The organism is Actinomadura hibisca NBRC 15177 (genome assembly GCF_001552635.1).
Taxonomy (GTDB): Bacteria; Actinomycetota; Actinomycetes; order Streptosporangiales; family Streptosporangiaceae; genus Spirillospora; species Spirillospora hibisca.
In genome coordinates this window covers 61,703-86,149 of sequence record NZ_BCRO01000051.1, presented here as the reverse complement: position 1 = coordinate 86,149, position 24,447 = coordinate 61,703, and the positions used below count along the sequence as shown (strand labels likewise).

Below are 24,447 nucleotides of genomic sequence, written 5' to 3'. Positions count from 1 at the left end.
TGGCGTCATGCGAATCCCTCCCATGGTGCCGCTGCGGGCCATACGTGAGGCCCACGGCCTTACCTCCCGCGACGTCGCCGCACGCATGGCCGAACTGGGGCACCAGGTGCACCCGGACTCGGTACTCAACTTTGAGAACGGCTACCCCGCGTCCCGGGCCATGGCCAACGCCTACGCCCACGCGGTCGGGCTCACGGCCGTGGACGTGCGCCGAGCCGCCGAGCTGCGCGAGCTGATGGACGCAGCCGATGCGTCCACGCTGACGCCCGCCCGGGAGTCGGCGTGATCCGCCGCGCGCTGGTCGCACTCGCGGTCCGCGTCGTCGTCCTGGCCAACCCACCCAAGGGGCCGCTCAAAAAGTGCGGCTGCGGCACGGTCAACGAGCCGTTCCGGGCCCGCTGCATCGGTTGCGGGGCGTCGCTCTGATGCCCGCCGCCAAGCAGCCCTCGGGCCGCATCTGCCGGACGGCGGACGAGGCGTTCCGGGCGGGCTGGGAGGACGCGCAGACCGACCGGCCGCTGTCGCCGGACGAGATCCGGCGGCTGGCGCGGCTGCTGCGCCTGCACCTGGACGTCACGCCCGCCGAGGCGATTAAGAGCGCCTGAACGAAATCGGGCCCGCCGGCCGCTCTGACCCGGCCGGACGGACCCACGGCCTACTCCCTCACCTCTACGCAAGGAGCAGAACCGATGTCCATCATCGCACCCCGTCGCGAGGCCCTGGTGCCCGCGACCGCCTTCCCCGCGCTGGCCGCGCGGCTGGGCATCACCGCCTCCCGCCGCACGCTGATCCTGGTCGGCGCACTGGTCGCGGTCGTGATCGGCCGCGCGGTGTTCTACCGGCTCGCGGACGTGGTCGCGGCCGCGCCGGGCCCGGTGTACCCGCTGATCGCCGACGTCCGCGCCGACCTGGCCGACGCGGGGCACACGATCACGATCGAGCGGATGGGCTGGGACCTATCTCATGACTGGCGGCCGTACTGGCAGCCGGAGGAGCTGCTCGGGGGCCTGGCGGTCGTGGAGCGGACCGACGGGCGTCTCGGGACGGTCCTGGCGGTCGAGGTGGACGTGTCGTGCGGCATGGAGGAGATGGCGCTGTCGTACGCGCAGGGCTATGGCGCCCGCTACGTGCCCGCCGGGGGTGCCCGGTGACGGCGCTCAACCCCACGGCGGCGGCCGACGTGCCCACCCCGCCGCGCCCGGCCTGCCCGTCCTGGTGCGTCCAGGACCACGCCACCGACCGGATGCCCCTGGACTGGATCACCGACCACTACGGCGAGATGCGCCGCGTGCTGACCACGAGCGCGGAGTTCGGCCCGTACGTGAAGGCGTACGCGATCTGGCACCAGTTCACCGACCCGCGCGAGGAGCGCCGCTGCGGCAGCGGCCCGCGGGTCGTGGTCGTCGGCTACGAGCACGGTGCGTCGGTGCAGGTGTCGCCGAAGGAGGCGGAGGGTCTGGCGCGGGTGCTGGAGCAGCTCGGCCACACGGCCGTCGCGGAGATCGTGCGGGCGGCGGCCGCCGACATCGGTGGTGCGGCATGACGGCGCTGCTGCTGGACCGGCCGACCCGCCCCGCGCGGCTGCGGCCGGTCACCCCGCACCTGATGGCGCGGCAGTGGACTCGGCTGGTCGCGTGGGCGGTCCAGACGGCCGACCCGCGCGCGGACGCCGCTGCGCTGGCGCTGGCACCGGGTGCTAGTGACGCGTGGGAGCAGGCGGTCCAGGCGGCCGAGGTGCTGGCCGAGCTGGAGTCCGGGGCCTACGACATGGACGCGCGGCCCTGGTGGGACCGCGACGCGGACCGTGTCGAGGCGCAGACCCGCGACGACCAGGCCGACGCGATGGAGCTGCTGTTCGCGGCGTCGATGCGGTCGCTGATGCGGAGGACCCGGTGAGCGCGCCCCGCCCGTACGTGCTGATCTCGCCCGCGTCGGCCGACCGCGCCGACTGGCTCGCCGCCCGGCGCGGCGGGATCGGCTCCTCCGACGTCGCCGCCATCCTCGGCGTCGGCAGCCACGGGAACGCGCAGGCCGTCTACTACGACAAGACCCACGCGCTCCCGGTGGACGACGACGCGGGCGAGGCCGCGCTCTGGGGCACGCTGCACGAGGAGACGATCGCCCGGGAGTGGGCCCGCCGCAACCGCGCCGTCGTCCGGAGAATCGGGTTGATCGCGCGGCGTGACGCCGACCACCACCGGTGCACCCTGGACCGGCTGGTCCGCGAGTGCCCGCAGCAGCGCGAGCGCGGCGAGATCTGCGCGCTGGAGGTCAAGTCCAGGTCGGCGTGGCTGGCCGGCCGCTGGCGCCGGGCGGTGCCGGACGACGTGCTCGCGCAAACGCTGTGGCAGCTCCACGTCACCGGCATGGATCACGTCCACGTCGCGTGCCTGGTCGGCGGAAACGACTACAGGCAGTACATCGTGCGCCGGGGCGAGCACGCGGACCTGATCGCCGACATCGTGACCGCCGTCGATCGGTTCTGGACCGAGCACGTGCTCGCGCAGCGGGTGCCCGCGCTGACCGGCGACGAGAACGCCGACGCCGTGATGGACCTGTACGACCAGCTCCACCCCGACCGGTCGGGGATCGCCCGGCTGGACGGGGAGAAGGCGCTCGACGCCCAGCTCCTCATCACCGACTACGAGACCCACCGCATCCGCGAGGGCCGCGCGAAGAAGGCCAAGGCCGCCGCGCGCGTCGCGCTGGTCGAGTTGCTCGGCTCGGCGGAGGCCGCCGCGCTCTATGACCAGCCGGTCGCGGCCTACTCCCTGGACACCGTCAACCGCGACGGCGACCCGCTGGTGCGCGAGTCCGTCGATCTGGAGCGCCTCGCCGAGCAGTTCCCCGACGCCTACGCGGCGTGCGTCAAGACCACCCCCTACAAGCGCTTCACCGTCGCTCGCGAGCGCCGGTTGAAGGAGGACAACGTCGATGTCTCTGCGTGAGAACGCCGCCCGCATGGCCAACGGTGGGCCCGCGGCCGCGCCCGCTCCGGCGCCCGTCCCTGCGGCGGCCCCGCCCGTCCCGGCCGGTCCGCTGCCGGAGGTGAACATCTCCGAGCCCGGCCCCGACGGGCCCGACCAGGTCCCCGTGCACGTCGCGTGGTCGCGCGTCATGGGCGAGGTCCGGTCGATCCACAAGGGCGGCGAGGGCGGCCAGGTCAAGGCAGGTGGCGCGGGCACCTACGACTTCCGCGGGGTGGACCGCACCCTGAACGCCTTTGGTCCGGCGTGCCGGTTGCATGGCGTGCTGGTGCTGCCGGTGAGGGTCGAGACCAGTTACCGCGACACCCGCACGTCGGGGAACAAGCCCGCTCGCGAGTGCACCGTCACCGTGACCTACCAGATCATCGGTCCGGCCGGTGACTTCATCGAGGTCCAGTCGGCGGGCGAGTCGCTGGACTCCGGCGACAAGGGCACCGCGAAGGCGTTGGCGGTCGCGCTGCGGACGCTGCTGCTGCACGGCGGCCTGGTGCCGACCTCCGACCCCGACCCCGACATGTCGCAGCACGAGCGCGGCGAGGCGCCGGTCCGGCCGGCGACCGACTACCGGGACGAGGCGATCAGCCCGGCCACCTCGTTGCAGCGGCTCTACCAGATGCACCGGGAGGTCACCCAGCACCGCATCGCCGGTCAGACGGTGATGAACGAGCACGGCGACGACGAGCCGATCGGGGACCTGATCCGCCGGATCGGAACCGAGCGGCGCGAGGGTGCCCAGTGACGCCCTGGCACACCGGTCCACTGTGCGCGCTGGACTTCGAGACGACCGGCGTGGACGTGGAGGAGTCCCGGATCGTGACCGCGTGCATCGCGCGGATCGACGGCACCGGGCAGGCCCCGACCGTCGGCCGCACGTGGCTGGTCAACCCCGGCGTGGAGATCCCCGCGAGCGCCGCCGGCATCCACGGCGTCACCACCGCGCGGGCCCGCGCCGAGGGCGTCGAGCCGGTCGGCGCGCTGGCGGAGATCGTGGACATGCTCGCCCGCGCGCTGGAGACGGGCGCCCCGATCGTCGGGTTCAACATCCGCCGCTACGACCTGCCCCTGTTGATGTGGGAGTGCCGACGGCACGGCCTGCCGACGCTGGAGCAGGCGCTCGGACGCCCGATCGGGCCGGTCATCGACGCCCGGGTCCTGGACAAACAGGTGTCCCGCCGCTCCGGCAAGCGCAAGCTCGTGAACTGCTGCGAGTTCTGGAACGTCGGCCTGGACGCCGCGTCCGCTCACGACGCGTCCGCGGACGCGTGGGGCGCGGCCGGGGTCGCGGTGCGGATCGCCCAGAAGAACGCCGCGATCGGGCGGATGAGCGCGGACGAGCTGCACGACGCGCAGGCCGGATGGGCGCGGGCGCAGGACGCCGATTTCGCGCGGTGGCTGCGCGGGAAGGCGATGAGGGCCCGGACCTCGGACGAGCAGCTCGACAGCATCCGCGACGCCGAGCACCTGGAGGCGACGGCGGGCGAGTGGCCGCTGATCGTCTCGCCGCGGCAGGAGTCGCTGTCGTGATCCGGGCGCTGGCCGGGCGGCTGCGGTGCGCCGTCCGGCCGTCGTCCGACCCGCACGAGTGCCTGGTGTGCCGGGCCCGGACGCGGCGGCCCACGGCCTCGCAGCGGGCGATGGTCGCCGCGGGCATGGCGCCGTCGTGCCCGTGGTGCGGCGGCCCGGTGTGGGCGCTGGCCGCCCGGCAGGAGCAGGCGCTCCGCACCGCGCTCGTCACCGTCGCCGCCGAGGTCGCACCGCAGCCCGGCGGGCTGGAGCGCATCCGAGACCAGATCAGTAGAACCGCCGCCCCGGGTGGAGCCGGGGCGGCGGCCCGATTCGCCGACGGCTGTAAGGAGCCGAACGACATGTCCCATGATCTCGCATTCGAGACCACCACGGGCGGGCGGCAGATGATTGCCGCGCTCGCCCTCGCCCACCTGCTGGAGCAGCGCCTCCCCGACGCCGAGTGGACCATCGCCACCGAGCCCGCCGGGCTACTGGACGGCGTGATCGACGCCGACGTTCCCGACGACCAGACCCGCGCCGACCTGGCCCGGTTCGCCGAGTTCCTCGGTGCCGAGGTCGAGACCGAGCCGTTCGGCTGCCTGGTCGTCTGGCACCGGGTCACCGGCACCTACCGGGGCGCGCAGGTGCGGATCTCCGCCCGGACCGCGAACGGGGGCAAGGGTCGATGAGCACCACGACCGAGCCGCCGATCCAGCCCGCCCAGCGGGCCGCGGAGCTGCTGGAGCAGCAGGTCCAGGACCTGCGTGCACTGTCGGCCGCCCACGGCCGCGCCGCGCACGAGGCCCGCCCCGCCCGCGACGATGCCGCGCTGGAGTTGGAAGCCGCCCGCGCGCAGTTGGCTGCCGCGCAGGCCGCCTACGACGCAGCGGCCGCCGTCGTCGCCGACCACGACCGCGAGGCCGCCGCGGCTGCCGACATCGCCGACCAGGTGGAGACGCTGGCCGCCCAGCAGCGCGAGCGGGACACCCCGCACCCGGCCGTTGCGCTGGCGGGCACGGTGCCCGACGCCGACCCGCTCGCCGGGCCGCCCGGCCTGGTGCGCGACGCGCGCGCCGAGGTCGCCGCGCGGGTGACCGGCGGGCACCCGACCGTCCCGACCGTCCCGGACGCCCCGGACGGCGACCCGGCGGGCAGGCACCGTCTCCTCGACCGTCGCCGCCGGACGGCTCCGGACGGGCCGCCGCCGGGCGTGCTGGTCGCCGACCACGGGCCGGACGTTACGCAGCCGCACGACGGGCCCGCGCCGGACGGCAACCCGACCACCACCCGCCCCGATCTGGAGGACGACCGTGGCTGACCCGATCACCGACGCCGAGATGGACAACCTCCCCGACGACATCATCCAGGCCGCCGTGGACGCCATCTCCCTGCGCGCCGCCGCGATCAACGGAACCACCCCGAAGCGTGCCTCCCTGACGGGACCGATCAGCGCGTTCGCCCGCCCGATCGCCACCGGCATCTGGCGGGCCGTCGGCCCCCGGATCGCCGAACTGGAGGCCGCGCTCGCCAAGGAGACCGCCCGCGCCGACCACCACGCGACCGCCCACGACCGGCTCCTCAACGTCGCCGACGCGCAGCACATCGCCCTCGCCGACGCGGCGCGTGTGGACGCCGAGCAGGTCGTCGCCGAGGCCTTGTCGCTCCGCCAGCGCGGCGGCTACTCCCCGGCCGAGGAGCACGCGGCGTGGTCCGACTGGGACCGGCGCGCCGAGACGTGGCTCCGCAGGAACGAGCCCCCGGAGGAGCACTGATGTCCTGGATCTACGCCGTCCCGCCCGCCGCGCTGCTGCTGGCCGCCCTCGCCGTCCACTGGGCCGAGGACGGAGCCCGCGTCGAGCACCTCGCCACGCGGCTGGACGACGCGCTCGACGTCCACGACGGCCCCTCAACGCCGCCCGGCCACCAGACCAGTGACGAGAGGTACCAGGCATGAGCCGCCGCCCGATCCGCCGCTGCACCCGCTGCACCCGCGACCGGCCCCACAGGGCCCTCGGCCTGTGCGACTCCTGCTACACCCGCCGTCCCGGTGCGCGCCGCTACGACGCGCCCATCGGCGCCGCCCCCGGCGCACCCGGCGTCCTCAGGAGCGCCGAGGTCATTGCCGGGCGCGTGGAGGACTACCGGGAGCTGACGCGCGAGATGCGTTTGTCGAAGAAGGCCGCCGCCGCACGGCTCGGCATCTCCTACAAGACCGCGCTGCGGTACGAGCAGCGCCTCCGCGCGGAGGCGGCAGCGTGACCGCGCCCGCCCTCGTCATCACCGTCCACGGCGTCCCCGGCCCGCAGGGCTCCAAGCGCCCCATCGGGAACGGCCGCATGATCGAGTCGTCCAAGAAAGTCGCGCCCTGGCGCAAGCACGTGGCCGCCGCCGCGCTGGCCGCCGCCGGACCCGACTGGACGCCCCTGGACGGCCCGCTCCGCGCCGAGTTCGTGTTCTCCCTGCCCCGCGGCAAAACCGTTCGCCGGCCGTTCCACACCACCTACCCCGACCTGTCCAAGCTCATCCGGTCCACCGAGGACGCCCTCACCACCGCGCGGATCTGGGCCGACGACGCCCGGCTCGTCGCCTACCACCAACCCCGCAAGATCTACGCCGCCGACCCCGACCCCGACGCGCTCACCGAACCCGGCGCGGTGATCCGCATCTGGACGGTGACGCCGTGATCTCGCCGGTGGTGGTCGATCAGCCCGCCCCCGGCATCTGGCGGGCCCGGTGCCTGGCCGGGCCCTGCACCCCGCACCTGCTCGCCACCGGCACCCGCCGCCACGCCGAACAGGCCGCCGACCGCCACCTCAAAGCCCTCGCACCCGTGATCGAGCGCCTGACCAAGAAGGGACCTGCATGAGCGGCTGGAGCATCCGGGTCGCGCTCCTGGCGGACTTCGCCATGGTCCGCATGACCCGCCGCAAGGCCGACGGCACACCGATCGACATCCCCGAAGCCGCCGCCGCGGTCGGCGTCACCGAACGCACCGGTTTCCGCTACAACGCCGAACTCGTCCGAGACGGCGTCCTGCCCAACGACCCGAACAAGATGAGGACGATCCTGTGACCGACATCAAGATCGAGGGCAAGGTCGGCGGCTCCGCGGCCGCCGCCCTGGAGCCCCACGCCCCCGCCATCTACGCCAAGCGCGGCGCGCGCGTCCTGGCCGTGGTCGAGCTGGCCGCCACCGAGCGGACCGAACCCGCCCCCGACTCCGACAAGACGCCCAGCGTGAAAATGCGCATCGCGGCGATGGAGATCCCCGCCCGCGAGCAGGAGGGCGCCGTCCGCGAGGTCATGAAGGCGCTGTACGTCCAGCGCACCGCCCACGGCACCATCAACGAGCAGGGCGAGATCGAGCTGTCCAAGGACACGCTGAGGCACGCCGCCGGGCTGCTCGGCGAGATCGAGAACGCCCGGCTGCGCGCCGGTGCCGAGCAGGCACTCCGGCAGGCCCGGCAGGTCTCCGGCACCACCAAGGACCTGTCCGCCAGCGAGTTCCGGCACGAGATGCGGGGCCTGGCCGACCTCCTCCAGACCGTCCTGGACCGCGCCGCGCTCGCCGACGACAGCGACCAGACCGCCGCCTAGTGGCCCTGTGCGCCTGGTGCTACGGCCCGGCCGACGCGCTCCTTCGCGCCGGCCGGGCCGGAACCGACCACCGCGCCGCCCTCACCTGCACCACCTGCCGCACCCGCGCCCGCGCCTGGACCCGCACCGCCGGGCCCATCACCGAGACCCGCCTCACCACCGCACCCGCACCCGCGCGCCCCGCCGCCGCGCAACCCGCCCTCTTCTGAAAGAAGCCACCGCGTGAACGACGAGGGATTCGACCGGCCGCCGCCGCACGACATCGGCGCCGAACAGGCCACCCTCGGGGCCGCCATTCAATCCCCCGAGGCCGCCGCCCGCGTCGCCGAGATCGTCGCGCGAGACGACTTCTACCGGCCCTCCCACCAAACCATCTACGACCGCATCACCACCATGCGGACCGACGGCGACCCCGTCGATATCGAGTCCCTGCGCCTGGAACTCCTCCAAGCAGGCGCATTCACCGGCGACTTCACCCCCCTGTACCTGTTCGACCTCGTCCACGCCTGCCCCACCACCGCCAACGCGGGCTACTACGCCCGCAAGGTCGCCGCCCTCGCCGGACGCCGCCGCGTCATCGAAGCCATGACCCGCGGCCTCCAAAAGGCCCACACCCCCGACGCCGACCTGACCGACGTCCTCGCCGAAACCCGCACCGCGCTGGAGATCGAGGCCGGCCTCACCGAAGTCGGCGCAGACGTCACCGCGGTCGAGCTGGACGACCTCCTCGACGCCGACGACCAGGACGACGTCTACGACTGGCTGATCCCCGGGTTCCTGGAGCGCGGCGACCGGTTCGTCCTCACCGGCGAGGAAGGCGCCGGGAAGTCCACGCTGCTGCGCCAGATGGGCATCCAAGCCGCGTCCGGCATCCACCCCCTCACCGGCGAACCCATCAAACCGCTGCGCGTCCTGCACGTCGATCTGGAGAACAGCGAACGCCAGTCCCGCCGCGAACTCCGCCCCCTGCGCCTGGCCGCCGGACAGCGCTACCAGCGCGGCCACTTCCATCTGCGCGCCCGCCCCGAAGGCATGGACCTCACCACCCCGGCCGACCGCGAATGGCTGGCCCGCCTCGCCGAAACCATCGCCCCCGACATCCTGATCATCGGACCCCTGTACAAGGCCGCCAACGGCGACCCGCTGGAGGAGACCAGCGCCAAGCCCGTCGCCGTCACCCTCGACGCGCTACGCGTCCGCATCGGCTGCGCGCTGCTCATCGAGGCGCACGCCGCCAAGACCACCACCAACGGCAAGCGCGCCAAGGAGCCCTACGGCTGGTCCGGGTGGCTGCGCTGGCCCGAGTTCGGCTACCACATCGGCAAGGACGGGCAGCTCACCGCCTGGCGCGGCAACCGCGACGCCACCCGCCCCATCCCCGGCGCCCTCCAGCGCGGCGGCTCCTGGCCCTGGTCGCCCATCACCCGCCCCCGCGACGCCCTCTGGGCGCACATCGTGTCCCTGTGCACCGAAGCCGGCGACCGGCTGACGATCCGCGATCTGGCCAAGCTCACCGGGTCGTCCTACGGCAGCGTCAACCGCGCCGTGGAGGAGCACCGGCACGAGTGGGACGCCATGGGAACCGCAGCATGAACACCTGGATCACGCCCGCCCGAAACCACCCCGAAAACCAGCGTTTTCGCAGCTCAGAGGGGTGGATCACGCCCGTGAAAACAATCACCGCAGGTCACAGCGTTACGACCGGTCCTGATCCACCCGATCCACGCCCCTGATCCACCCACCTGACCAGGCAAAACAGGGGGGTGGATCACGATTCAGTGATCCACCCGCTGTCACACCCCCTCTGACCTGCACTGATCCACTGATCCACCTGGATCCCCTACGGGGAGCCTCCTAGGTGGATCGGCTCCCCGGGGCCCGGGAAGCCACCGGGCCCCACCCGGACGACACCACAACAGGAGAACCGCCATGAGTAAGCCCCTCAAGGCCCGACCCACCATGTACAAGAACATCCGCATGCGCTCCCGCTTGGAAGCCGGATTTGCCGCCTGGCTCGACAACAGCGGTCTCGTCTGGGAATACGAGCCCTGCGCATTCGCCACGCAGGAAGGGCAGTACCTCCCCGACTTCCGCGTCACGGACATGGTCGCCACCTGGCTTCCCGCTCCAGTAACCGCGTACATCGAGGTCAAGCCTGAAAGCTTCCCCGTCTCGCTCAACGCCTTCGGTACCGACGATCCCAACCATGGGCAGATCGCCATGGGAGCCCACGCCATCGCCCAGTCAGACCCCGACGCGCTGTTCGTCCTCGCCACACCCAGCTTTGGCGTCGCCCTCATCTTCAAGCCGTCCTGGGCCGGAGAGCTGATCGAGTACGCCTATGCCACCTCTTTGAGGCTGATCAAGTTGCCGAACAACCGCCCGGGGCTCGCACTCCCCATCCCGGCAGGAACAGGCCCATTCGAGGGCGAGTACTGGAAGCCCGATGGTCTTCGCTGAACAGCCCACCCTCTGCACCATCTGCGCCGTGAAGGGACACCACCATGACCGAACCGCATGACGACCGCCGTTCGGTCGCCGCAGCCTCGCGCGCGCACGACCTGCCCGCCATCGACCGCGCGCTCCGCGACCTCCGCGAGGCCGCCGTCCTCGTGATCGGTCTGGCGCACCTGCGCGAGCCCGCGACGTCCCGACCGTGGCGCGAGCCTGCGGCGTCGGCGGAGCGGCGCGCGGAGCTGGACTACGCGGCGCGCGTCGAGCTGGAGGAGCGCGTGGACGAAGCGCCCGGCGCTCACCCCGACGCAGCGCGCGCCGACGTCCTGGACGTGCTGACCGACGTCCTCGCCCAAGCGCGGGACCTCGCCGCGTGGGTGGAGACCGCGTGCCACGTCCCGGCCCGGCCCGAGCTGCGCGCCGCGGACGCCGACCCGCGGCCCTACCTCGCCCGCGCTGCCGAGTGCCTGCCCGCCGTCGTGACCGGCTGGGTCAACGGCGATGAGGTTGCGCACTGGGCTGCGGGCCGCGCCGCGCACATCGTCGGGACGCTGTCGGCCGCGCTCGCGCTGCGCATCGACGGGCAGCTCCTCGCTGCCGTGTGCCCGTGGTGTGAGGGCCGCACGGAGATGGCGCCGGTCGGTGGTGAGCGCACGTGGCGGGTGCGGGTGCTGGCGGGTGAGCCGGTGATCGTGTGCGAGTCGGGGACGTGCGTGCCGCCGCCGGCGGTCACGGGCGCGCGGTGGCGCGGGATGCCGGTGTGGCCGATCGGGTCGTGGGATTGGCTGGCGGCGGTGCTGGAGCGCGGCGGCCCGGTCCAGGGCGTGCCGGGCGTGCCGTTCTCGCGGCGCGCGGGTGCGACGGGTCGGGCCGGGACGGTCGCCGACGACGGCACGGTGCGCGCGCTGCTCGGCGGGCTGGTGGATGAGGAGGCGTGGCGGTTGTTCGAGCAGCAGCGCGGCGACGGCGGGAGGATCGCGTCATGACGCTGGTGGAGTTCCTGCGGGCCCGGCTGGACGAGGACGAGAACACGGCTCGGACCGCCGCCGAGGACGTGGGGGCAACCGTCTGGTATTGGAAGGTGGCCGACGAAACGCTCTACGCGGGCCGACCGAGCAACACGCTCAACTCCAACCCCTTTGCGGTCGGCGCCAGAGGCTTCATGGAGCCTGGGGTCGGCGGCCACATTGCCCGCCACGACCCGGCGCGCGTACGGCGCGACGTCGAAGTCAACCGGCAGCGCCTCGCGCAGCACACCGGCATCCACCGTTGCGACTGGGGCGAACACCACGGCAGCGACGTACTCGGCTGGTGCTCCCACCTCAAGCGCCTCGCCTACCCCTACAGCGATCACCCCGACTACAACGAGGCGTGGCGCCCTGACCTGGTTTGACACCGGGCCTGTGGATAACCCATCATCAGACCCGGATCACCATGTCCACCGACAGCCCGGCCACCGCGCCGGGCTTCGTCGTCTCACCACCGCCCCTTGCCCGGCAGCCGATGCCGATCACGATTCTCATCGTCGTCGCCCTCGGGGATGTCGATGTCGTCGCCCGGCTCCACCGACTCCACCGGCGACGGAGCAGGCGTCGGCCACTCGGCCGGCTCCGGGTCCGGCCGCAGCAGCACCACCAGGCCGACGACCCCGACCACCACCAGCACCCACACCACCAGCACGGCGGCGCGTAGCCGCTCACGGGACCGCTGCTCTGGTGTAGGCGGGTGTGGCCAGTGCACGTAGGTGGGCATCGACTCTCCTCGGTGTCCAGGGGTACGCGCGTGCGACGCGTGAGGCGCGCGCCTGGTTCACCGGCTGACGTGATCTGGCCGTCCGGGAGGTGACCATGCCGTCCGGGCCGCTGACCCCCGACGAGCACGACCGCATCCGCGCGCTGCACGCCGAGGGCCTGTCCCGCAACGCGATCGCGCGCGAGCTGGGCCGGTCGATGGCCGCCGTGTCGGCCGCCGCCGAACGCATGGGCCTGGAGTTCGACCGGGCCCGCACCCGCGCCGCGACCAAGGCCAAGCAGATCGACGCCAAGGCCAAGCGCGCGCAGCTCTCGCTGGACCTGCTGAACGACGGCGAGCGCCTCCGGACTCGGCTGTGGGAGCCCACCGAGGTCGTCGTGTCCACGCCCAAGGGGCCTGTCCGGGTGACGCTTCCGCTCCCGCCGGCCCGCGACGCGCGCGACATCATGGCCGCCGTCCACACCGCGATCCGCGGCCACGCCGACCTCGAACGCCTCGACTCCGACAGCGGAGCCGACGCGGCCAAGAGCATGTTGGGTCAGCTTGGCGAGGCGCTCCAGCTCGCCGCCAACCAGATCAACGGCACCGGGGAGGAGGCATAGATGGCGCTCGCCACCCGCACCGTCACCGCGACCTACGTCCACGCCGACGGCGTCACCCCGTGCTCGGGGACCGTGACGTTCACCCCCAACACCGCGCTCGCCTCCGCGCTGGATGACCGGCTCCTCCCCGCCCGCCCGATCCGCCGCACCCTCGACGCGGACGGGGGGCTGTCGGTGCCGCTGGTGTGCACCGACGACGACGCGGTCTCTCCGTCCGGGTGGGCGTACAACGTCGTGGAGCAGCTCCCCGGAGCGCGCCGCGAGTACGTGATCGCCGTCCCCGCCGGTGCCGTGCCGCTGGACCTGGCCGACGTGGTGCCGCTGGAGACCGTCCCGCCCGTCGCGCAGTACGTACGCCTCGACCAAGTTCCGCTGAACGACCGTGGTGTGCTGGCTCCGGCGACCGGCTATGACCGGTGGGACGTGGTCACCTACCGCGGCCGCCGCGTCCTGGTGGTCGAGCCCCTCACCTCCGGAGCGGGCGGCATCAGCAACGACCTCGCCGAGTCGGCGATCCTCGACTTGGCCGGCCAGACCGTGATCGCGGCGCACAGCTACGGGTTCCGCACCGACGGGAACCCGGCGTCGGCCGCCGCGAACCGTGCCGCGCTCCAGGCCGCGCTGGACGACGCCGCGGTCCTCCAGGCTGCGCAGGTGGTGCTGCCGCCGGGGTTCGCGTTTATCACCGGGCCCACGGTGGAGGTGCCGTCGCGCGTCATGCTGCGCGGCGCGGGCCAGTTCTCGACCACGTTGCAGCTCGCGCCCGGCTCCAACTGCCACATGCTGCGCGTCCACACCTCGACCAATGGCACCACCGACCGCAACGCCGTGTGGTGCTCGATCGCCGATCTCACCCTGGACGGCCGCGCGACCACGCAGACCGGGCCCGGCCCGTACCACGGGCTCGTGCTGGTGACGAACCCGCTCACCACCGCTGCCAGCAGCGACCAGGCGCACGATCCCAGCCACCTGATCAGCGCCGTCCACGTCCGCAACACCCTGGACGACGGGATCAGGATCGAGGGCCGGTCCGACATCCGGCTCATCGGCTGCAAGGTGTCCCACGCGGGCGGCGACGCGTTCCGGCTGTCGTTCGACACGCACGCGATTGGGTGCGTGGCCGAGAAGCCGGCGCGCGCGGGGTTCCGTGTGACCGGGTCGGCGACGCAGCTCGTGAGCTGCAAGTCGTACTTGGCTGGTCAGGGTGCGCAGGGTGCGGCGCGTCCGCCGGTCCCGGCCGAAGGTCACGGCTACGTGATCGAGGGCAACGGCATCGGGGAGGTTGCCCTCGCCGGGTGCGACGCGCAGCAGGTCAGCGGGCACGGCTTCTACCTCGGCCCTGGCGTGGAGGCCGTTACCCTGGCGGGCGTCACCGTCGCCGAGTCCAGCTTCGGGCAGGGCGGCGCGTATGCGGCGATCGCGCTGGCGGGCGCGTCCCGGTGCGTGATCACCGCGACCAGCCGCCACAACACCGGCGTGCCCGCGGTCTCGCTGACCGGCGGCGCGGACCGCAACTCGATCGACATCGGGCACGCGCCCCGAGCCGGGCAGACACCGAGTCCCGTGGTCGCGCCCGGGTCGGCGCTCCTGGCGAACCGGATCGTGGGCAACGCCGCGCCGATCGCCGTCCGGCAGGCGTGGGCGCCGTCCACGGCCTACGTGACCGGGCAGGAGGTCACCTACTACGGCAGCGTGTACCGGGTCACCAGCGACCACACCTCGCCCGCCACGTTCGCCCTGTCCAACCTCGCGCTCCTGTCCGCGCCGCTGGCCGCCAACCCCATCCCGCCCGGTAAAACCATCTTCCCGTCCGGCGGGTCCGCGCCCGGCACCGGCCAGACCGGCAACGGCACGATGCGCGGGTTCCCCTGGTACGTGCCGCACGACACGCCGCTGACCCGGATCGGCTGCGAGGTCACCGCCGCCGGGAACGCGGGCTCGGTCATCAGGTTGATGATCTACGCCGACACCGGCGAGATACAGCCCGGCCCTCTCCTCCTGGATGCGGGGACCGTGCCGGGCGACATCGTCGGCGTCCAGGAGATCACCATCGCGCAGGCGCTCGCCGCCGGGGTGTACTGGCTGTCTGCGGTGGTCCAGTCGGCCACGACGCAGCCGACGCTACGCACCGCCGGTCAGGGCGCGTACGCTCTGCCGATCACCGGCACGCCCGGTCCCGGCGTGGTCGCCTCCGGGTACACGCACGGCGTCGCCGTGCCCGGGGCCGCGCCTGCGACGTTTAGCCCCGGCGGTGTAGTCGGCGTGATCCCGCGCATCCATGTCCGCTCTTGACCTCGCGCGCGTCACCTCGATCCTGTCGCCGAAGCAGATCACGAGCATCACCGAGTCGGCGCGGGCCCGCATCTCGATCTGGGCTGGCGCGGTGCGGAGCGGGAAAACGCTCGCCTCGCTGCTGGCGTTCCTGATCGCGGTGGCCGCCGCCCCGGACCACGGCCTGATCGTGATCGTCGGGAGGACGCGGGAGACGATCGAGCGGAACGTCATCGAGCCCCTGCAAGACACGTCGTTGTTCGGGCCGCTGGCCGCGCAGGTCCACCACACCCGCGGCTCGAACACCGCCGTCATCCTCGGCAGGACGGTGCACCTGATCGGCGCGCACGACGTCCGGGCGGAGGGCCGTCTCCGTGGGCTCACGGCGTGCCTGGCGTACGTGGACGAGGCGACGCTCCTCCAGGAGGCGTTCTTCTCCCAGCTCCTCGCGCGCCTGTCGGTGCCCGGCGCGCGGCTGCTCGCCACCACGAACCCGGACGGCCCGCAGCACTGGCTACGGCAGCAGTTCTTGCTGCGCGCCCCGCAGCTCGACCTGGCGCACTGGCACTTCACGTTGGACGACAACCCGGCGCTCCCCGCCGAGTACGTGACCGCGCTGCGCGCCGAGTTCGTCGGGCTCTGGTACCGGCGCATGATCTTGGGTGAGTGGTGCCTCGCCGAAGGTGCCGTGTTCGACATGTGGGACCCCGAGCGGCACGTCGTGGACGTCCTGCCGCCGATCCGGCGGTGGATCGGGCTCGGCATCGACTACGGCACCACGAACCCGTTCGCCGCGCTGCTGCTCGGCATGGGCACCGACAACGTCCTGTACCTGGCGAACGAATGGCGCTGGGACAGCAAGGCCCAGCGCCGGCAGCTCACCGATCACGAGTACTCGCAGCGGCTGCGCGCGTGGCTGGACGAGCAGGGTGTGCGCCCGCAGTGGACGATCGTGGACCCGTCGGCCGCCTCGTTCCTCACGCAGTTGTGGCAGGACGGCTTGAGCCCGGTGCACGGCGATAACGCGGTCCTCGACGGGATCAGGACCCTTAGCAGCCTGCTGGCCCGGGACCGGCTCCGCGTGCATCGCCGCTGCCAGGGATGGATCAACGAGGTCCCGGGCTACTCGTGGGACCCCGATAAGGCCGCGCGCGGCGAGGACGCCCCGATCAAGGCCGACGACCACTCGCTCGACGCGGGCCGGTACGTCGTGCACACGACCCAGACCGCATGGCGGTCCGACCTCAGGGAGGCAGCGTGACCATGCCGCACGCCAGCACTGACCGCCCGTCCCCCGCGCAGGCCGCCGTGGGCGAGGCCCGCGCCGTCCTGGAGCAGGCCCGCCGCTCCGGGCCCGCCGAGGCCCTCGCGCTCGCCGCCGTCGCCGCCGAGTGGAGGCATCTCGCCGAACTCCTCGCGCGCACCCCGGGGCTGACCTGATGCCGCTTCCCGCCAACGGCACCGTCTGGCCGCCCCGCGACCTTGACCCCGTCACCGCCCGCCTGTCGGTGTGGTCGGCGTGGTACTCCGGTGACTCCGACCACCTGTCCGACCTGTACGGCGGCACCCTCGCCGGTGACCCTGGCAACCCCGCCAGCGGGCCTCTCGCCCCGGACCGGCCCGGCCTGCGTGGACGCGTGGGCCGCACGCTGGCCCGCTGGTTCTGGGGGACGCCGACCGCCGAGACCGAGCGGCGCACCAAATTGCACGTGCCGCTCGCCGGTGACATCGCCGCCACGAGCGCGGACTTGCTGTTCTCCGAGCCGCCGACGTTCACCGCCGAGTCCGACGCCACGCAGGCCCGCCTGGACGAGCTGGTCGGCGACGGCCTCCACGCCGATCTGCTGGAGGCCGCCGAGGTGTGCGCGGCGCTCGGCGGCGTCTACCTGCGGACCTGCTGGGACACGAGCGTCCGCGACCGGCCGTGGCTCGGCGTGGTGCACGCCGATGCTGCGATCCCCGAATGGCGGTGGGGTCAGCTCACCGCAGTCACGTTCTGGCAAGTCGTGCACCGCGACGGGTCGGAGGTGTGGCGGCACCTGGAGCGCCACGAACCCGGCCTCATCCTCAACGGCCTGTACAAGGGCGGGCTGACCGACCTCGGCAAGATCCAGGACCTCAGCGCGCACCCGGCGACCAAGGGCCTCCAGTCGATGGTGGAGACCCGCGTCCCCGACGGCCTGACCGCGGGCTACATCCCGAACATGCGCCCGGCGCGGGTCTGGCGGGACACCCCGGCCGGCGCGCACCTGGGCCGCGCGGACTTCTCCGGGACCGAGTCCCTCATGGACTCGCTGGACGAGACCTACAGCAGCCTCATGCGGGACATCCGGCTCGGTAAGGCGCGGCTGCTCGTCCCGGAGACCTACCTCCAGTCGCAGGGCCGGGGGAAGGGCGCGACGTGGGACAGCGAGCGTGAGCTGTACACGCCGATGGACGCGCTGGTCGGCACGACCCAGGCGGGCGGCTTGGCGATCACCCCGGCGCAGTTCGCGATCCGGGTGACCGAGCACCTGGAGACGGCGCGCGCGCTGACGGACCAGATCGTGCGCATGTCGGGCTACTCGACACAGACGTTCGGGACGGCCGACCAGGTAGCCGTCACCGCGACCGAGGTCACCGCCCGGGAGCGCCGGTCGCTGATCACCCGGGACCGGAAGACCGGGTACTGGTCGCCTGGGCTCGCCGAGCGTCTACGGGTGCTGCTGGCGATCGACGCCGCCCACTTCCGGTCCGGCGTCACCCCGGAGCGGCCGACGATCAAGTTCGGCGACTCGGTGAGCGAGGACCCGGCGTCCCTGGCGCAGACCGCGCAGCTCATGCGCGCGGCGGAGGCCGCCAGCACCGAGACCCTTGTCCAGATGATGCACCCGGACTGGGACGACCCCCAGATTCAGGCCGAGGTGAAGCGGATCAAGGACGAGGGGGCCATGAGCGTGCCCGGCTCGGGGGTCGGCATGGGGCCTGGGGATACCGGGCCGGGCGCACCTTTCCCGCCCGACGGCGAGGACGAGCCTGCGGAGGAGTGAGCGATGCCCGGTGCACACAAGCCGTTCGCGTCCAAGGCGCAGTGGAAGCTGTTCTTCGCGCGTCCTGACCTGCGCAAGCACGCGCGCGGGAAGGCGCACGCCACCGCAGGCGGCAAGGGCACCCGGTACCGGCGACTGCCCCGCCGCAAGGGCGGCTCTGGTGGCTGAGGTGTTCCCCTCGGCAGCGTCCCCCGCGCAGGCCGACGGGCTCGGCATCCCGATCGTGCAACTGCACACCTCGTGGGAGACCACAACGCTGCGCCTCATGGCGGTGCGGCTGGCCGACGGGCTCGGCGACGACGACTGGCCCGCCCGGCAGGCCGCGCACCTCGCGCAGATCCGCCGCGACCTGGACGCTACGGTCGCGCAGCTCGCAGAGACCGCAGGCCCGCAGATCGTGACCGCGATCCGTACCGCCTACGAGCGCGGCGCGGGGCAGACCCCGACGGTCCGGCAGGTACAGCGCTCGTCCGGCCGCCTGGTGGACGCCCTTCAAACGTTGTGGCGTGGTCTGCCGGGCGCGGTGGTGAGGGCCTGGCGGCGGATCGTCGCGCGGGGCCGCGCCGCCCGCCCAGATGTCCGTCCGGTTGTGGTGCAGCGCGAACTGAACCGCGTCGCTGACCACGGTGTCACCGGGCACCGGGACGGGCACGGCCGCGCGCACGCCGTCGGCCCGTACGTGCGGACGCTGGTGGACACCGCCGCCGGGAACGCGGTGATCGACGGGTTCACCAACCGCATCGCCGACGTCGGGGACGGCCTGGTCGTGGTGACCTACAGCCCGATCCCGTGCCCGCTGTGCCGCCCGTGGGAGGGACGGGTCCTGTCGGTGCGGGAGTCGCCGTCGGCGGCCGCGTACGCGTCGTTGGCGGAGGCCCGCGACGGTGGCCTGTTTCACCCGAACTGCCACCACACGATCAGGGAGTTCGTGCCGGGCGAGGTGGAGTTGCCGCCGAATTCGATCCGGAACCGGCCGGGCGCGGACTACGACGCGAGCCAGCGGCAGCGCGCGCTGGAGCGCCACGTCCGGCGGTGGGCCCGGCGTGAGGCGGCTGCGCTGGACGACGTCGCCCGCGCGCTGGCCCGCCGCAAGGTCCGCTACTGGCAGAGCGAACTACGGCAGCACGTCGCCGCGCAGGGGCTCCAGCGGTCCCGGCAGCGCGAGCGCGCCGACTTCCGCCGGACGCCGTCTGTTCGGCACGCACTAGGAGGCTGACGTGGCCAACCCCGGCGGGAAGAACCAGTACGGCGGCCCCTACAAGGGCGCAGCCAAGAAGGGCGCGAAGAAGACCACCGCGCCGACCTCGCCGCCGCCGATGCCGTCGGATGCCGAGCTGGCGGAGCTGGTGCGGACCCCGGAGGGCCGCCGCCGCATCCAGCAGATCCAGCGGGACCGGCAGAACGCGCAGGCGTCCGACGCGCGCTCGGCTGCCGACGCGGCCGGGTTCACCGGCCCGGCCCGCCGCACCCCGACATCTCGCCTGCGCAAGCCGCGCGCCGGCGCACGCAGGAAGTGAGGCCCGATGCCCTGGGATGAGGAAGCCCACCCGCGCGACGAGGCCGGAGAGTTCTCCGTTGCGTCGTCCAGCTCGTCGCCGTCGGGGCAGGCGATGGCCTACGACCCCAAGCGCAAGACGGGGCCGGGCTACGGGCAGAAGGGCGGCGACCCGAAGGTCAAGGAGGTGCAGCAGCTCCTGGCCAAGTTGGGGCTGACCGACGCGTCCGGCAAGCCGCTGGCGCTCGACGGGAAGCTCGGACCGAAGACCACCGAGGCAATCAAGGCCGCGCAGCGCAAGTACGGCATGAAGCCGGACGGCAAGGTCACGCCCAGCGTGCTGGCCAAGCTCAAGAAGGCCAAGCCGCGCACCAAGACGTCCCGCCTCCGCAAGCCGCGGACCGGCGGGCCCCGCAAGAAGAAGTAGTAGCCCACCCATCTAGGAGTGCAGATGACGACTCCGGTCCAGCCCGACACGGGCACCGGCGACGCGCCCGACACGGGCACCGCACCCACCACCGAGGCCCCCGACATCGACGCGCCCGACACGGGCGAGGAGATCGACTGGAAGGCCGAGGCCGAGAAGAACAAGGCTCTCGCCCGCAAGCACGAGGCCAGGGCGAAGGCCAACAAGAAGGCGTTGGACGAGGCGCTCGCCAAGGGGCGGCCCGCCGACGGTGAGCCGACGGTGGACGACCTGCGAGCGCAGGCCGAAGCCGACGCCGCCCGCGCGGACGCCGCCGAGGCTCGCGCCGCGGAGCTGGCGTACGAGACGACCGTGACCCGGATCGCCCGGACGGTCGGCGCGGACGCCGAGGCGCTGCTCGACTCCGACAGCTTCCGCAGCGCCGTCGTGGACGAGCTGGACGACGACGACTTCGATGACGCCGAGCTGCGCGCCGCCGTCACCAAGGTCGCCAAGCAGTTCGCCAAGCGCTCGCGGTTCGCCGCGTCCTCCGGCCCGTCCCGCTCCGGCGGGGAGTTCCACGGCGGCCCCGGAGCCGCCGCATCCATCGACCAGCAGATTGCGGACGCGGAGAAGAACCGCGACTTCGCGACCGCGATCGCACTCAAGCGGCAGCGCGCCGCACTCAAGTAAGGAGACGCCACATGGCCGGCATCACCGGTATGGGCACCACGTTCAACCTGCCCAACTACGTGGGCGAGCTGCTGTCGCTCACCCCCGAAGACACGCCGCTGCTGTCGGCCATCGGTGGCCTGACCGGCGGCGCGGAGACCACCGCGACCGAGTTCGAGTGGCAGCAGTACGACCTGCGCGACGCCACGCAGAGCCGGGTGCGGGTGGAGGGCGCGACCGCGCCGACCGCCGAGGAGCGGGTCCGTTCCAACGTGCGGAACATCTGCCAGATCCACCAGGAGAAGGTCAGCGTCTCCTACACCAAGCAGTCCGCGACCGGGCAGGTCTCGACCCCGGCGAGTGCGCCCTACACCGGCGTGCCGGGCTCCAACCCGGTCGGCAACGAGCTGTCGTGGCAGGTCATGCAGGCGCTCAAGCAGATCGCGCTGGACGTGAACTGGTCGTTCATCAACGGCAAGTACGCCCGGCCGACCGACAACAGCACCCCGCGCCGCACCCGGGGCATCCTGGACGCGATCACGACCAACCGGATCGCGAAGGGCACCAGCTTCTCGGGTGCGTCGTCGGCGACCGACACGATCACCTCGACCGCGCACGGCATGTCGAACGGCGACAAGATCGTGTTCACCGCGACCGACGTCGCCACGAACATCCTGGCCGGCCGGGTCTACTACGTGCGCGACGTCGCGACCAACACCTTCAAGGTCGCCAGCAGCAACGGCGGCGCGGCGCTGACGCTGGGCACCGCGGCGAACATCGCGTTCACCAAGCCGTGGACGACCGCGCTGATCACCGACCACGTCAACGACCTGCTCCAGATGGCGTTCGACAACGGCGGCATCTCCGAGCAGCACACGGCGACGCTGCTGTGCAACTCGGTCGTCAAGCGCGCGGTCACCAAGGCGTACATGTCCGCGTACGGCCAGCACACCGAGCAGTCGCGGAACGTCGGCGGCGTCAACGTGACCACGGTCGTGACCGACTTCGGCACGCTCAACGTCATGCTCGACCGCGCGATGCCGCAGGACGCCCTGGGCGTCGTCTCGCTGGAGGAGCTGTCGCCGGTGTTCCTGAACGTCCCCAAGAAGGGGCACTTCTTCGAGGAGCCGCTCGCCAAGACCGGCGCCTCCGACGAGGTGCAGCTCTACGGCGAGATCGGGCTCAAGTACGGCGCGGAGAAGCACCACGCGCTCATGACCGGCTTGGCGGTGTGATCGTGGCGACCTACGTGCGTGGCGTCGGCGGTCACGTCGCCGAGCGGGAGCGGCCGGAGCCGGGCAGCGATCGGGCGGGCGAGCTGGAGCGGCTGGTGGCCGACCCGGGGTCGGACTGGCGGGTCGAGGACGAGCCGAAGCCGCGCCGCCGTCCCGCCGAGAAGAAGGCCCCGGAGCCCGCCCCGGAGAAGGACCCGGCCCCGGCCCCCGAAGGCCCGGCGCAGGGCCCCGAGGGCGGCGACAAGAAGAAGGAGTAGCTGGTGGCGTACGCGACGGTCGAGCAGCTGGAGGAGGCCCTCGGCTACACCGTGGAGAGGGCCGCCCTGCTGCTCGACCGCGCCTCGCGCGACATCGACCGTGTGCTCCGCTGCTCGACCTACGACACCGAGGCCGACGGCGCCGTGTCTGCGCTGCGGGCCGCGACGATCGAGCAGGTCGCCTACCAGCTCGCCCAAGGCAACGCCGACGGTATCCGGCACGGGATGCAGCCGGGCGTGCCCACGGGCGCGTCCGCGGGCGGGGTGGACCTGTCGCGCGGCCAGTCGGTCGGAGGCTCCACGACCGCCCTGCCGCTGATCGGTGAGCAGGCGTGGGGCATCCTCGCGGACGCGGGGCTGACCGGACAGGGGCCGATGGCGCGGTGAGCAGTCGAGAGCAGATCCGCGTCGGCATCGCCAGCTTCTTCGGCGGCTCCACGTTCGACACGGCCGCGCGGGTCTACCGGCCGACGCCGCTGGCCGCCGCCGGGCTCGCGGGCGTGCGCCCGTACTGGACGACGCGGTTCGAGGACCGCGACGCGACGGCCGGGTTGTCGGAGGGGCGCGGGATGGGCGCGGTCATGGCCGTGCACCTGTCCGGCGACGCGGAGCGGCGGATCGCGTTCGGCGGGTCCACGTCGGGCTTCAAGCGGCGCGCCCTTGCGGTCGAGCTGTGGGTCTGGCACATGGCCCGCGCCGCCAGCGTGGAGGACGCGCAGGCCGACCTGGACCGGCTCATCGACGCGATCGTGTCCCGTATCCACGGCGACCGCACCCTCGGCGGCGCGGTCGTGGAGGCCGGCGAGTCCGAGCGCGGCATCTCCACGAACACGGGCGCGGTGCCGATGGTCGAGCCGGGGACGCCGCCGACGGTCCGCCAGGAGGCGGTCATCAGCTTCGACGCGCTGGTCTACCCACAGGCATAGAGGAGCAGGGCTGATGCCCAGATTCACCTACGGCGGCGAGCATGCCGCCACCTACGTCGAGTACATCGACGTCGAGCGCGGTTCGACGCTGGTCGCTGAGCCGGGCCGCGTCTACGACATCGCCCCGGCGGCGGGCGTGACCCGGCCTGGCCCGGACGGCGAGCACGTCCCCGCGCGGCTGCCGGTGCCGCCTGACGACTGCTGGAAGCCCGCGCCCAAGGAGCGGCAGAGCACGAAGGAGAACGGCTGATGCCGGTCATGCCTGGAGCCCGGTCCGCGTTCGGGATCGGTCGGGAGAACTCGCCCGGCCTGGCCGTCAACGCGTCCCGGTTCCCGCCGTGGAGCAAGTTCGACGCCTCCGACAAGGTGGACTTCCTCACCGATGAGGGCTACCGGGCGTCGATGGCGTCGGAGTACGGGACCGTCGCGGGCCCGGCCGTCGCCGAGGTGGACATGTCCGGGCCGGGGTTCGTGGACTCGCTGGGCGACCTGCTGCACAACATCCTCGGCGACTACGCCGTGGGCGCGGCCGTGTCCGGGGTGTTTCCGCACACGTTCGGCCTGCTGAACAGCGGGTCGGGGCAGCCTCCGACGCACACGATGATCGACTCCCAGCAGCTCACCGCGACGACGGGCGCGCGCGTGTACCCGCACACGTGCCTGTCGGAGCTGACCCTGTCGGGCAACGCGGAGGGCCTGTTCGAGGTGCAGGCCAAGGGCACCGCCTACCCGTCGTCGGCGGCCGGGTCGGCGATGACGCTCACCCCCACGACCGAGCAGATCATCCCGGCGTGGCGGTCCGGTCTGACGATTGCTGGGGTCGCCGCCCCGAACCTGTCGGAGTGGTCGGTCAGCATCGAGCGTGAGCTTGCGGTGATGCACACCGCCGACGGCACGCAGGCTCCGTACACGATCGCCCGCGGCCCCCTCAAGGTGTCCGGGAAGCTGACGCTGATCGCGTTGGACGAGTCGCCGCTCATCACGGGCCTGCTCACCAACCAGCAGCCCGCCCTGGTGCTGACCGTGTCCAACGGCGGCGCGGCGGGTGCGCTGCGGGAGGTGGCGCTCACGATGACCAAGGCCGCCTACCAGGAGGCCCCGATGAAGCGCGACACGCTGCTCGGCTACGACGTGTCGTTCAAGGCCATGGCCAACAGCACCGACGCGTCCGCGTCGGGCGGCCTGTCCCCGATCAAGGCCGTGGTCAAGAACACGGTCACCACCTACGCCTGATCAACAAGAGAGAGGACCGACGAACC

40 protein-coding genes are annotated in these 24,447 nt (G+C 72.7%); 39 read left to right on the top strand and 1 reads right to left on the bottom strand.

Translation table 11 applies throughout. The features are described from left to right. Window positions 1–7 precede the first annotated feature (7 nt). The 23 genes from AH6_RS24490 to AH6_RS24385 all read left to right on the top strand — a co-directional run bounded on the left by AH6_RS24490 (window position 8) and on the right by AH6_RS24385 (window position 11,936). Window positions 8–286, top strand: coding sequence for a helix-turn-helix domain-containing protein (locus AH6_RS24490; protein ID WP_157431680.1), 279 nt, complete (start codon window positions 8–10; stop codon window positions 284–286). Then, window positions 283–426 carry a hypothetical protein gene (locus AH6_RS44015; protein WP_157431679.1) on the top strand — a complete coding sequence of 48 codons (144 nt, stop codon included), beginning with the start codon at window positions 283–285 and terminating at the stop codon, window positions 424–426. Before AH6_RS24490 ends, AH6_RS44015 begins: the two co-directional genes overlap by 4 nt. Then, window positions 408–605, top strand: coding sequence for a hypothetical protein (locus tag AH6_RS24485; RefSeq protein WP_067483844.1), 198 nt, complete (start codon window positions 408–410; stop codon window positions 603–605). Before AH6_RS44015 ends, AH6_RS24485 begins: the two co-directional genes overlap by 19 nt. An 84-nt stretch (window positions 606–689) precedes the next feature. Further along, window positions 690–1,151, top strand: a complete 462-nt coding sequence (locus AH6_RS24480) for a hypothetical protein (protein WP_067483842.1) — start codon at window positions 690–692, stop codon at window positions 1,149–1,151. Then, on the top strand, window positions 1,148–1,543 hold the full coding sequence (locus tag AH6_RS44010; protein WP_067483840.1) for a DUF6907 domain-containing protein: 396 nt from the start codon (window positions 1,148–1,150) through the stop codon (window positions 1,541–1,543). The genes AH6_RS24480 and AH6_RS44010 overlap by 4 nt, the downstream gene beginning before the upstream one ends. Beyond that, on the top strand, window positions 1,540–1,896 hold the full coding sequence (locus AH6_RS44770; protein WP_067483838.1) for a hypothetical protein: 357 nt from the start codon (window positions 1,540–1,542) through the stop codon (window positions 1,894–1,896). The genes AH6_RS44010 and AH6_RS44770 overlap by 4 nt, the downstream gene beginning before the upstream one ends. After that, window positions 1,893–2,948 (top strand): YqaJ viral recombinase family nuclease, encoded by a 1,056-nt coding sequence (locus AH6_RS24465; RefSeq protein ID WP_067483836.1) that lies wholly within the window; start codon window positions 1,893–1,895, stop codon window positions 2,946–2,948. The genes AH6_RS44770 and AH6_RS24465 overlap by 4 nt, the downstream gene beginning before the upstream one ends. Beyond that, window positions 2,935–3,726 carry an ERF family protein gene (locus AH6_RS24460; RefSeq protein WP_218005919.1) on the top strand — a complete coding sequence of 264 codons (792 nt, stop codon included), beginning with the start codon at window positions 2,935–2,937 and terminating at the stop codon, window positions 3,724–3,726. Before AH6_RS24465 ends, AH6_RS24460 begins: the two co-directional genes overlap by 14 nt. Beyond that, complete coding sequence (locus AH6_RS24455; protein WP_067483834.1) at window positions 3,723–4,511, top strand: exonuclease domain-containing protein; 789 nt, start codon at window positions 3,723–3,725, stop codon at window positions 4,509–4,511. The genes AH6_RS24460 and AH6_RS24455 overlap by 4 nt, the downstream gene beginning before the upstream one ends. Beyond that, window positions 4,508–5,182 (top strand): hypothetical protein, encoded by a 675-nt coding sequence (locus tag AH6_RS44005; protein WP_067483832.1) that lies wholly within the window; start codon window positions 4,508–4,510, stop codon window positions 5,180–5,182. Before AH6_RS24455 ends, AH6_RS44005 begins: the two co-directional genes overlap by 4 nt. Next, window positions 5,179–5,811, top strand: a complete 633-nt coding sequence (locus AH6_RS24445; RefSeq protein ID WP_067483830.1) for a hypothetical protein — start codon at window positions 5,179–5,181, stop codon at window positions 5,809–5,811. Before AH6_RS44005 ends, AH6_RS24445 begins: the two co-directional genes overlap by 4 nt. Further along, window positions 5,804–6,265: a hypothetical protein gene (locus AH6_RS24440; RefSeq protein ID WP_067483828.1), complete on the top strand. Its 462-nt coding sequence runs from the start codon at window positions 5,804–5,806 to the stop codon at window positions 6,263–6,265. The genes AH6_RS24445 and AH6_RS24440 overlap by 8 nt, the downstream gene beginning before the upstream one ends. Continuing rightward, window positions 6,265–6,447, top strand: coding sequence for a hypothetical protein (locus tag AH6_RS24435; protein WP_067483826.1), 183 nt, complete (start codon window positions 6,265–6,267; stop codon window positions 6,445–6,447). The genes AH6_RS24440 and AH6_RS24435 overlap by 1 nt, the downstream gene beginning before the upstream one ends. Continuing rightward, window positions 6,444–6,752, top strand: a complete 309-nt coding sequence (locus tag AH6_RS24430) for a hypothetical protein (RefSeq protein ID WP_067483824.1) — start codon at window positions 6,444–6,446, stop codon at window positions 6,750–6,752. Before AH6_RS24435 ends, AH6_RS24430 begins: the two co-directional genes overlap by 4 nt. Next, window positions 6,749–7,177, top strand: coding sequence for a RusA family crossover junction endodeoxyribonuclease (locus tag AH6_RS24425; RefSeq protein WP_067483822.1), 429 nt, complete (start codon window positions 6,749–6,751; stop codon window positions 7,175–7,177). Before AH6_RS24430 ends, AH6_RS24425 begins: the two co-directional genes overlap by 4 nt. Next, on the top strand, window positions 7,174–7,359 hold the full coding sequence (locus AH6_RS24420; RefSeq protein ID WP_067483820.1) for a hypothetical protein: 186 nt from the start codon (window positions 7,174–7,176) through the stop codon (window positions 7,357–7,359). The genes AH6_RS24425 and AH6_RS24420 overlap by 4 nt, the downstream gene beginning before the upstream one ends. Then, window positions 7,356–7,565: a hypothetical protein gene (locus tag AH6_RS24415; RefSeq protein ID WP_067483818.1), complete on the top strand. Its 210-nt coding sequence runs from the start codon at window positions 7,356–7,358 to the stop codon at window positions 7,563–7,565. Before AH6_RS24420 ends, AH6_RS24415 begins: the two co-directional genes overlap by 4 nt. Next, on the top strand, window positions 7,562–8,089 hold the full coding sequence (locus AH6_RS24410; RefSeq protein WP_067483815.1) for a hypothetical protein: 528 nt from the start codon (window positions 7,562–7,564) through the stop codon (window positions 8,087–8,089). Before AH6_RS24415 ends, AH6_RS24410 begins: the two co-directional genes overlap by 4 nt. Further along, window positions 8,089–8,298: a hypothetical protein gene (locus AH6_RS24405; protein WP_067483813.1), complete on the top strand. Its 210-nt coding sequence runs from the start codon at window positions 8,089–8,091 to the stop codon at window positions 8,296–8,298. The genes AH6_RS24410 and AH6_RS24405 overlap by 1 nt, the downstream gene beginning before the upstream one ends. 13 nt (window positions 8,299–8,311) lie before the next feature. After that, the gene (locus AH6_RS24400) at window positions 8,312–9,682 is read left to right on the top strand and encodes an AAA family ATPase (RefSeq protein ID WP_067483812.1); all 1,371 of its coding nucleotides are present in this window, start codon (window positions 8,312–8,314) and stop codon (window positions 9,680–9,682) included. A gap of 336 nt (window positions 9,683–10,018) precedes the next feature. Continuing rightward, entirely contained in the window at window positions 10,019–10,549 is a 531-nt protein-coding gene (locus AH6_RS24395; protein WP_067483806.1) for a PDDEXK family nuclease, read from the top strand. A gap of 44 nt (window positions 10,550–10,593) precedes the next feature. Beyond that, the gene (locus tag AH6_RS24390) at window positions 10,594–11,529 is read left to right on the top strand and encodes a hypothetical protein (RefSeq protein WP_067483804.1); all 936 of its coding nucleotides are present in this window, start codon (window positions 10,594–10,596) and stop codon (window positions 11,527–11,529) included. Further along, entirely contained in the window at window positions 11,526–11,936 is a 411-nt protein-coding gene (locus AH6_RS24385) for a DUF6221 family protein (RefSeq protein ID WP_067483802.1), read from the top strand. The genes AH6_RS24390 and AH6_RS24385 overlap by 4 nt, the downstream gene beginning before the upstream one ends. An 83-nt stretch (window positions 11,937–12,019) precedes the next feature. On the opposite strand, the gene AH6_RS24380 is transcribed toward AH6_RS24385, so the two are convergent. Further along, entirely contained in the window at window positions 12,020–12,295 is a 276-nt protein-coding gene (locus AH6_RS24380) for a hypothetical protein (RefSeq protein WP_157431677.1), read from the bottom strand. Between the two features lie 95 nt (window positions 12,296–12,390). On the opposite strand from AH6_RS24380, the gene AH6_RS24375 reads away from it, so the two are divergent. From AH6_RS24375 to AH6_RS24305, 16 genes are read left to right on the top strand one after another with little or no spacing between them, the layout of a single operon-like run. Further along, entirely contained in the window at window positions 12,391–12,897 is a 507-nt protein-coding gene (locus tag AH6_RS24375; RefSeq protein WP_067483798.1) for a helix-turn-helix domain-containing protein, read from the top strand. Further along, the gene (locus AH6_RS24370; protein WP_067483796.1) at window positions 12,898–15,189 is read left to right on the top strand and encodes a carbohydrate-binding protein; all 2,292 of its coding nucleotides are present in this window, start codon (window positions 12,898–12,900) and stop codon (window positions 15,187–15,189) included. Then, on the top strand, window positions 15,176–16,429 hold the full coding sequence (locus AH6_RS24365) for a PBSX family phage terminase large subunit (RefSeq protein WP_067483794.1): 1,254 nt from the start codon (window positions 15,176–15,178) through the stop codon (window positions 16,427–16,429). The genes AH6_RS24370 and AH6_RS24365 overlap by 14 nt, the downstream gene beginning before the upstream one ends. Then, entirely contained in the window at window positions 16,426–16,608 is a 183-nt protein-coding gene (locus AH6_RS24360) for a hypothetical protein (protein ID WP_067483792.1), read from the top strand. Before AH6_RS24365 ends, AH6_RS24360 begins: the two co-directional genes overlap by 4 nt. Then, window positions 16,608–18,197 carry a phage portal protein gene (locus AH6_RS24355; protein WP_067483790.1) on the top strand — a complete coding sequence of 530 codons (1,590 nt, stop codon included), beginning with the start codon at window positions 16,608–16,610 and terminating at the stop codon, window positions 18,195–18,197. The genes AH6_RS24360 and AH6_RS24355 overlap by 1 nt, the downstream gene beginning before the upstream one ends. Before the next feature lie 3 nt (window positions 18,198–18,200). Beyond that, on the top strand, window positions 18,201–18,365 hold the full coding sequence (locus AH6_RS44765; protein ID WP_169807901.1) for a hypothetical protein: 165 nt from the start codon (window positions 18,201–18,203) through the stop codon (window positions 18,363–18,365). After that, window positions 18,358–19,413 (top strand): phage minor capsid protein, encoded by a 1,056-nt coding sequence (locus tag AH6_RS24350; protein ID WP_157431675.1) that lies wholly within the window; start codon window positions 18,358–18,360, stop codon window positions 19,411–19,413. Before AH6_RS44765 ends, AH6_RS24350 begins: the two co-directional genes overlap by 8 nt. 1 nt (window position 19,414) lies before the next feature. Beyond that, a complete protein-coding gene (locus AH6_RS24345; protein ID WP_067483783.1) occupies window positions 19,415–19,714 on the top strand; it encodes a hypothetical protein in 300 nt (99 codons plus the stop codon). A 6-nt stretch (window positions 19,715–19,720) separates the two neighbouring features. After that, a complete protein-coding gene (locus AH6_RS24340) occupies window positions 19,721–20,119 on the top strand; it encodes a peptidoglycan-binding domain-containing protein (RefSeq protein ID WP_067483781.1) in 399 nt (132 codons plus the stop codon). A 24-nt stretch (window positions 20,120–20,143) separates the two neighbouring features. Next, window positions 20,144–20,791 (top strand): hypothetical protein, encoded by a 648-nt coding sequence (locus AH6_RS24335; protein ID WP_067483779.1) that lies wholly within the window; start codon window positions 20,144–20,146, stop codon window positions 20,789–20,791. Between the two features lie 11 nt (window positions 20,792–20,802). Then, window positions 20,803–22,005 carry an SU10 major capsid protein gene (locus AH6_RS24330; protein WP_067483777.1) on the top strand — a complete coding sequence of 401 codons (1,203 nt, stop codon included), beginning with the start codon at window positions 20,803–20,805 and terminating at the stop codon, window positions 22,003–22,005. Window positions 22,006–22,007: 2 nt separating this feature from the next. Continuing rightward, window positions 22,008–22,262, top strand: a complete 255-nt coding sequence (locus AH6_RS24325) for a hypothetical protein (protein WP_157431674.1) — start codon at window positions 22,008–22,010, stop codon at window positions 22,260–22,262. Between the two features lie 3 nt (window positions 22,263–22,265). Next, a complete protein-coding gene (locus tag AH6_RS24320) occupies window positions 22,266–22,649 on the top strand; it encodes a hypothetical protein (RefSeq protein ID WP_067483773.1) in 384 nt (127 codons plus the stop codon). Further along, on the top strand, window positions 22,646–23,188 hold the full coding sequence (locus AH6_RS24315; RefSeq protein ID WP_067483771.1) for a hypothetical protein: 543 nt from the start codon (window positions 22,646–22,648) through the stop codon (window positions 23,186–23,188). Before AH6_RS24320 ends, AH6_RS24315 begins: the two co-directional genes overlap by 4 nt. Window positions 23,189–23,201: 13 nt before the next feature. Next, entirely contained in the window at window positions 23,202–23,438 is a 237-nt protein-coding gene (locus AH6_RS24310) for a hypothetical protein (RefSeq protein ID WP_067483769.1), read from the top strand. Beyond that, on the top strand, window positions 23,438–24,421 hold the full coding sequence (locus AH6_RS24305) for a phage tail tube protein (protein WP_067483767.1): 984 nt from the start codon (window positions 23,438–23,440) through the stop codon (window positions 24,419–24,421). Before AH6_RS24310 ends, AH6_RS24305 begins: the two co-directional genes overlap by 1 nt. Window positions 24,422–24,447: the final 26 nt, after the last annotated feature.